Annotated in this window: 6 protein-coding genes; all 6 read left to right on the top strand. The window is 69.7% G+C overall.

Annotated elements, in window-relative coordinates; genetic code table 11:
* Positions 1–137: 137 nt before the first annotated feature.
* From XM48_RS08560 to mnhG, 6 genes are read left to right on the top strand one after another with little or no spacing between them, the layout of a single operon-like run.
* On the top strand, positions 138–3,116 hold the full coding sequence (locus XM48_RS08560; protein WP_084821070.1) for a Na+/H+ antiporter subunit A: 2,979 nt from the start codon (positions 138–140) through the stop codon (positions 3,114–3,116).
* Positions 3,113–3,604, top strand: coding sequence for a Na(+)/H(+) antiporter subunit C (locus XM48_RS08555; protein WP_046455385.1), 492 nt, complete (start codon positions 3,113–3,115; stop codon positions 3,602–3,604). The genes XM48_RS08560 and XM48_RS08555 overlap by 4 nt, the downstream gene beginning before the upstream one ends.
* The gene (locus XM48_RS08550; protein WP_084821069.1) at positions 3,601–5,268 is read left to right on the top strand and encodes a Na+/H+ antiporter subunit D; all 1,668 of its coding nucleotides are present in this window, start codon (positions 3,601–3,603) and stop codon (positions 5,266–5,268) included. The genes XM48_RS08555 and XM48_RS08550 overlap by 4 nt, the downstream gene beginning before the upstream one ends.
* Entirely contained in the window at positions 5,265–5,813 is a 549-nt protein-coding gene (locus tag XM48_RS08545) for a Na+/H+ antiporter subunit E (protein ID WP_046455384.1), read from the top strand. Before XM48_RS08550 ends, XM48_RS08545 begins: the two co-directional genes overlap by 4 nt.
* On the top strand, positions 5,810–6,160 hold the full coding sequence (locus XM48_RS08540) for a hypothetical protein (protein ID WP_046455383.1): 351 nt from the start codon (positions 5,810–5,812) through the stop codon (positions 6,158–6,160). Before XM48_RS08545 ends, XM48_RS08540 begins: the two co-directional genes overlap by 4 nt.
* Positions 6,157–6,525, top strand: coding sequence for a monovalent cation/H(+) antiporter subunit G (mnhG, locus tag XM48_RS08535; RefSeq protein WP_046455382.1), 369 nt, complete (start codon positions 6,157–6,159; stop codon positions 6,523–6,525). The genes XM48_RS08540 and mnhG overlap by 4 nt, the downstream gene beginning before the upstream one ends.
* Positions 6,526–6,629: the final 104 nt, after the last annotated feature.

Raw genomic sequence — 6,629 nt, 5'->3', positions numbered from 1 at the left:
CGGACTGGCCCCGTTTTTGTTGTACCCGGAAGCGCCACCGCGGCCTTCGGCGTGAACCGCCCGGATGTTCGCCGACAGCGTCCGACCCCCTCCGCGCCCGATAGACTGGGCTGAGCCGAAACAGGGGGAGGATGCCTATGCCGGTAACGAGCGTGAGTCTCGGACTCGTGGCACTCGCCGCGCTGATCGCTCATCCCGGCCTTCGCCGATTCGGCCCCCGATTCTTCTACGTGCTCGCGCTCGCACCGCTCGCGGCCTGCGCGCTGTACGCCGCGCAGCTGCCCAGCATCCTCGACGGGGCCGCGCTCACCGAGTACGTCAGCTGGGTGCCGCTCTTCGGCCTCGACTGGTCGTTCCGCGTCGACCTGCTCGCCGAACTCTTCGCGCTGCTCGTCACCGGTGCCGGCGGCCTCATCCTGATCTACTGCCGCTGGTACTTCAGCGACTCCGAAGATGGACTCGCGAGATTCGGCGCCACCTTCGTCGCATTCGCGGGCGCGATGCTCGGCCTGGTCGTCGCCGACAACGTGTACCTCATGTTCATCTTCTGGGAAGCGACCACGGTGCTGTCCTTCCTGCTCATCGGACACGCGTCCAAACGCTGGACCAGCCGCTCCGCGGCGCTGCAGGCGCTCATCGTCACCACTCTGGGCGGCCTCGCGATGCTCGCCGGCCTCGTCGCGCTCGTCGCGCTCTCCGGCACCACCAGCCTCCACGGCATCCTCCAGCACCCGCCGACGGGCGGAGCCGCGGTCGCGGCCGTCTATCTCGTTCTGCTCGGCGCGCTCAGCAAGTCCGCGATCATTCCGTTCCAGTTCTGGTTGCCGGGCGCGATGGCCGCGCCCACGCCCGTCAGCGCCTACCTGCATGCTGCGGCGATGGTGAAGGCCGGAATCCTGATCCTGGCGCGCTTCGGCCCATCGTTCGGCGACATGCCCGGCTACCGCACCACGCTCGTCCTGCTCGGCGGGGCGACCATGCTGCACGGCGCGCTGCGCGCGCTCCGGCAGTACGACCTCAAGCTGGTCCTCGCGTTCGGCACGGTCAGCCAGCTGGGCATGCTCACCATGCTCTACGGGCTCGCGGATCCGCGCACCGACGCCGCCGCGACCGTGCTCCTGTTCGCGCACGCACTGGGCAAGGCTCCGCTGTTCCTCGCGGTCGGCATCATCGATCACCGCGTCGGTACGCGAGACCTCCGCAAGATCAGCGGGCTCGGACGCCAAGCACCCGTGCTGGCCGCCACCGCCGCGCTCGCGGGCGCCTCGATGGTGGGCCTTCCGCCCATGCTCGGCTTCGTCGGCAAGGAAGCCGCACTGACCGAACTCCTCGTCATGCTGCCCGAGGGCGACACCTCGAGCCCCGTGCTCGGCTGGTTCGCGCTCATCGTCATGATCCTCGGCAGCATCTGCACGACCGGCTACGTGCTGCGGTTCCTGTGGGGAGCGTTCTCGCGCAAGCCCGGCGTCATCGGCTGCTCCATCGTGCATCGACAGCACCCCAGCATCCTGTTCGCGCCGATCGTGTTCGTCGTCACGGCCATCGCGGCCGGTATCGGCGCGACCGCGCTCGATCCATTCATCCAGGAGCTCGCGAAGCAGGCCGGCCCGGAGGGGGTCGAGTCCCTCGACCCCGCGCACCTCGCGCTCTGGCACGGGCTGACGCTCGCGCTGCTCATCTCGGTGTTCATCATCGCGCTCGGTGTACTGCTCTTCTTCGTCACGCGCAGGCTCGTCGACCGCCTGCCGGTCTGGCCCGAACGCTTCACCGCGTCCCACGCCTACTTCTCGATCACCCGTGCCGTCGACGAGCTCGCGCTCCGCGTCACCGGGTTCACCCAGCGCGGTTCCCTGCCGTACTACTTGGCCGTGATCCTCTGCGTCACCGTCGTCGCGATGACGGGGACCCTGCTCACGAGCGGGCAAAAGCCGGTCGACACCACGCTCGCGACCAACGCGGTGCAGCCCGTGCTCGCCGTGCTCATGATCGCCGCGGCCATCGCGACTCTGCGCGCGACGAAGCGCTTCCAGGCGCTCATCCTCGTGGGCTTCACGGGTTACGGCATGGCCGCCCTGTATGCGTTCCACGGCGCCCCGGACCTGGCGCTCACGCAGGTCCTCGTCGAGACCGTCACGCTCATCGCCTTCGTGCTCGTGATCCGACGCCTGCCGCAGCGCATGCAGCGCCGGAGCACCCGCAAGATCCGCATCGGCCGGGTCGTGCTCGGCACGGCGCTCGGCACCCTGTTCGGAGCCGCGGTGCTGTTCGCACTCGGTGCCCGCGTCGCCGATCCGATCTCGCTCGAGCTGCCCAGGCTCGCGGTCGAGGGCGGGCACGGCATCAACGTGGTCAACGTGATGCTCGTCGACATCCGCGGCTGGGACACGCTCGGCGAGCTCTCCGTCGTGCTCTCGGCGGCGACCGGCGTCGCCTCGCTCGTGTTCCTGCGCAACCGCAGCGGCTCCCTGCCGCGCCTCAGCCGTCGCGACGCGCGGAGCCGGGTGCGCGAGCACCTGCAGCGCGTCGCCGATCCGCAGGACCGCACCGAGCGCGGCACCTGGATCCTGGCCGGCCGGCGCCTCGACCCCGCGAACCGCTCCATCATCCTGGAGGTCGTGGTCCGTCTGGTGTTCCACGCCCTCATCATCCTGTCGATCTACCTGCTGCTCGCGGGCCACAACGCGCCCGGCGGCGGGTTCGCCGGCGGCCTCGTGGCCGGCATCGCGCTGGTCGCCCGGTACCTGGCGGGCGGACGCCACGAGCTGGGGGCGACGGTGCCCTTCGACGCGGGCAGGATCCTCGGCACCGGCCTCGCGATCTCGGTCGCGACCGCCGCCGTGCCGCTGCTCTTCGGCGAGGCCGCGCTCAGCTCGAGCTGGTTCGACCTCGACCTCGGCCCGTTCGGGCACCTCTCCTTCGTCACCTCGACGCTGTTCGACATCGGCGTCTACATGGTGGTCTTCGGTCTGGTGCTCGACGTGCTGCGCAGCCTGGGATCGCAGGTCGACGTCTACGAGGAAGGCGAGGAGATCGAGGAGATCGCGAACACCGACGACCACGACGAGGAGCAGACCGGACCGCACGCGGGCCGCGTCGAGCGGGGAGGATCGCTGTGACCGTCCCGCTGATCCTCGTCATCGCCATGGTGGTGCTGTTCGCCTGCGGCTTCACCCTCATGCTCGATCGGGGCCTCACCCGGATCCTGCTCGGGTTCCTGCTCGTCGGCAACGGCGCCAACCTGATGATCTTCCTGATGTCGGGCACCTTCGGGCACGCGCCGATCGCGGGGGAGAGCGCCCCGGATGAGATGAGCGACCCGCTGCCACAGGCGTTCATCCTCACCTCCATCGTGATCACCTTCGGAGTGAGCGCGTTCCTGCTCGCCCTGATCTACCGCTCCTGGCGCCTCGACCGCGAAGAGGTCGATGTGGTCTCCGACGACGCGCACGACCTGGAGCTCGCGCAGACCGCCGGCCTCCCGCTCGAGGAGTTCACCGACGCCGAGCTCACCGAGAGCTCCGACTTCGACGACGACGACGGCGACGGCTCCGCCTCGGCACCCGTGCCGCACGACGGGCCGCAGCAGGACGGGGGCCGCCGATGAACCCGTCAGCCCTCATCCCGCTCATCGTCCTCGTGCCGCTCGCGGGCGCCGCGTTCGCGCTCGCCGTGCCGCACAAGGCCCGTGCGCAGCGCGGCATCACGCTCGGCACCCTCGGCCTGATGGTGCTCATCGCCGCCACCCTCGTCTGGGCGAGCGACGTCCACGGCACGCTCGTCATGGAGGTCGGCGGCTGGGCCGCGCCCTTCGGCATCGCGCTCGTGGTCGACCGCTTCGCAGCGCTGCTCCTGCTCGTCAGCGCGATCGTGCTGTTCGCGGTCCTCACCTTCTCGATCGGTCAGGGCCTCGCGGACGGCGACGAGGAGACCCCGGTCTCGATCTTCTTCCCGACCTACCTGGTGCTCGCCGCCGGCGTCTCGGAAGCGTTCATCGCGGGCGACCTCTTCAACCTCTACGTCGGGTTCGAGATCCTGCTCGTGGCGAGCTACGTGCTGCTCACCCTCGGCGGAACCGGTCCGCGCATCCGCGCGGGCGTCACCTACATCGTGGTGTCGCTCGTGTCGTCGGTGCTCTTCCTGGTCTCCATCGCGCTGGTCTACGGGGCCACCGGCACCGTCAACATGGCGCAGCTCTCCGAACGCATCGGCGATCTGAGCGCGGGCATGCAGCTGTTCCTGAACGTCGCGCTGCTGGTCGCCTTCGGCATCAAGGCCGCGATCTTCCCGCTCTCGTTCTGGCTGCCCGATTCATACCCGACCGCCCCGGCCCCGGTCACGGCGGTGTTCGCCGGTCTGCTCACGAAGGTGGGCATCTACGCGATCGCGCGCACGCAGACCCTCATCTTCCCCCACTCGAGCGTCAACGACCTGCTGCTCTGGCTGGCCGGCCTCACGCTCGTCGTCGGCATCCTCGGCGCCATCGCGCAGCTCGACATCAAGCGCCTGCTCTCGTTCACGCTGGTGAGCCACATCGGATACCTGCTGTTCGGCATCGCGCTGAACACACCGCTGGGCTACGCGGCGACCACCTACTACATCGTCCACCACATCATCGTGCAGACGACGCTGTTCCTCGTGGTGGGCCTCATCGAACGGCACGGTGGCACCACCTCGCTCGCGCGCCTCGGCGGCATGCTCAGGACGGCGCCGCTCGTCGCGGTGCTGTTCTTCATCCCGATGCTCAACCTCGGCGGCATCCCGCCGTTCTCCGGGTTCATCGGCAAGCTCGGCCTGTTCACCGCTGCGGCGGAGCTCGGCACGCCCGGCGCCTGGTGGCTGATCGGCATCGGCGCACTCGTATCGCTGCTCACGCTGTACGCGCTCGCGCGCGCCTGGAGCCTGGCGTTCTGGCGTCCCCGAGGCGAGGACGCGACGCCGACGGGTGTGCTCGCACGGCTGCAGGACGCCCCCGAGGCCGCGCCCCAGCGCGAGTCGCGCGGCATGCCGAAGCTGATGGTCGGATCGACCGCAGGCATGGTCGCGATCAGCGTGCTGCTGACCGTGTTCGCGGGACCGCTCGTCGCGTACTCCGAGCGCGCCGGGGTGGTCCTGGAGGACGCCGAGAAGCAGACCTCCTGGTACGACGAGCACCGGGTCGATCGGGAGATCACCGGCGACGACTCGAAGGGCGACCACGGCGCCGCTTCGTCGGAGCCGGCTCAGGCACCCGAGCCGGCACCGGCCCGCGGAACGGAGGATCCCTCATGAGCCCCGCACCCGGTCGCCGCGTCGAACGGCGCTTCCGCCTCTACGAGCTCCCGCTGCTGCTCGGGCTCGTGCTGCTCTGGATGATGCTCTGGGGCGAGATCAGCTGGATGTCGTTCGGCAGCGGGATCCTCATCGCGCTGCTCGCGACCCGCCTCTACTACCTGCCCCCGGTGGAGCTCGCCGGGCGGTTCAACGTGTGGTGGGCGATCCGGTACCTCTGGTACTTCTTCACCCACCTCGCGCTCGCGTCGCTGCAGGTCGCCTGGCAGGCCCTCGGGCCCGGGCCCAGGCCCGTGCCCGCGGTCATCGAGGTGCGGCTGCGCACCCGATCCGACTTCATCCTGACGATGACGAGCCTCACGCTGTCGCTGATCCCCGGATCCCTCGTGGCGGAAGTGGATCGCTTCGGATCGACCCTCTACCTGCACGTGCTGAACGCGCCGACCCACGAGGCCATCGAGCGCGTCCGCTGGGACGCGCACCACGTCGAAGAACTTCTGATCCGGACCATCGGCAGCCGCGAGGAGGTGGCCAAGCTCCCATGACGACCCTCCAGTGGATCCTGGTGATCGGCGGCGGCACCGCGCTGACGATCACGCTCATCGCCGCGCTCATCCGCGCGATCATCGGGCCGACCGTGCTCGACCGCATGATCGCCTCGGACGTCTTCCTGACCACCGTCGTGCTCGGGCTCGGCGGCGACATGGTGATCCGGCAGCACACCGATTCGATCACGCTCATGACGGCGATCGCGGCGACCGCCGTGTTCGGCACGATCACGGTCGCGCGGCACGTGCACCGCACCGACGGCCCCGAGTCCGTCGGCCCGATCACCCAGCCGGGCGAACCCGGACCCGAAGACGCTGCGCACGCGACGGAGGAGGCCCGATGAACCTGCCCGAATGGGTCGACACGGCCTGCGATATCGCCGCTGCGGTCTGCGTGCTGGGTGCGGCCGTGCTCGCCGTCGCCGCGGGCGTCGGCCTGCTGCGCTTCTCCGATCCGCTCTCGCGACTGCACGCGGCGACCAAGCCGCAGATCCTCGGTCTCCTGCTCATCATCGCCGCGGTCGCGCTCTCGGACCGCTCGCTCCTGACCCTGTTCGCGCTGGTGCCGACCTTCATCATGCAGACCCTGACGGCTCCGGTCGCCGCGCACATGATCGGCCGCGCGGCGTATCGCGCGGGACACATCGACACCGAGCGCCTGTCGGTCGACGAGCTCGCCCCCGCGGTCGAGCAGTCCGATCACTCCTGAGCAGCACCGCTGACCGGCATCCGTCCGAATCCGTATTGCCAGGACCCCCGCTTGGGGGTCATTTCCCGGGAGTCCGCCGAGACCGACCCTCCCGACTGTCACCC

The organism is Leucobacter sp. Ag1, assembly GCF_000980875.1.
In the GTDB taxonomy this organism is placed as follows: domain Bacteria; phylum Actinomycetota; class Actinomycetes; order Actinomycetales; family Microbacteriaceae; genus Leucobacter; species Leucobacter iarius.
The sequence above is the reverse complement of the archived record's forward strand: the minus strand, read 5'-3'. Positions and strand labels throughout refer to the sequence as shown.

Bases quoted from the DNA above. Each gene is read 5' to 3' on its own strand.
- XM48_RS08560 (WP_084821070.1), top strand. From the start codon at position 138: ATGCCGGTAACGAGCGTGAGTCTCGGACTCGTGGCACTCGCCGCGCTG.
- XM48_RS08550 (WP_084821069.1), top strand. From the start codon at position 3,601: ATGAACCCGTCAGCCCTCATCCCGCTCATCGTCCTCGTGCCGCTCGCG.
- XM48_RS08545 (WP_046455384.1), top strand. From the start codon at position 5,265: ATGAGCCCCGCACCCGGTCGCCGCGTCGAACGGCGCTTCCGCCTCTAC.
- XM48_RS08540 (WP_046455383.1), top strand. From the start codon at position 5,810: ATGACGACCCTCCAGTGGATCCTGGTGATCGGCGGCGGCACCGCGCTG.
- mnhG (WP_046455382.1), top strand. From the start codon at position 6,157: ATGAACCTGCCCGAATGGGTCGACACGGCCTGCGATATCGCCGCTGCG.